General features: G+C 47.5%; 1 protein-coding gene. It reads left to right on the top strand.

The genetic code is table 11. The features are described 5' to 3' along the window. Positions 1-495: Hint domain-containing protein (locus AC58NV_RS23730; protein ID WP_497229330.1), on the top strand; the 495-nt coding region annotated here is incomplete at both ends.

The raw sequence follows: 495 nt of genomic DNA, 5'->3' as shown, positions 1-495 counted from the left end.
GATTTTCCAATCAAATGGATTGGAAAACGATCCGTCTCCAAAGAAGAAATGAGGCGAAATCCAAAACTAATTCCTGTTTGCATTGAGGCCGGTTCGTTGGGGGCTGGTCTTCCAGAAAACAGTCTCCTCGTTTCCCGTCAACACCGGATGCTGGTTTCCTCAGAAAAAAATAAGCAGCTGCTCGGTGACGAAGAAGTCCTGATCTCTGCTATCAAGCTGACTGCGCTGCCGGGTATCTATATAAGTGAATTTGTGGGAGAGATAGAGTATTTCCACCTTCTTTTTGACCAACATGAGATCATCTATGCAGAGGGTGCCCCAACGGAAAGCTTGTACACGGGTGCTGAAGCCCTGAAGGCTTTGGGTCCCGAGGCCCAAGAGGAAATTTTGGCAATGTTTCCCCAACTCGCGGAACAAGATTATACACCAGAACCGGTGAATTGTATTCCGTCCAACAAACAGCAAAAGCAACTTGCGGCTGATCTCGCAAATACC

The sequence above is a fragment of the Leisingera sp. ANG49 genome (assembly GCF_059694505.1).
Note: the sequence above shows the minus strand (reverse complement) of the source record. Positions and strands in the feature narration are given on the sequence as shown.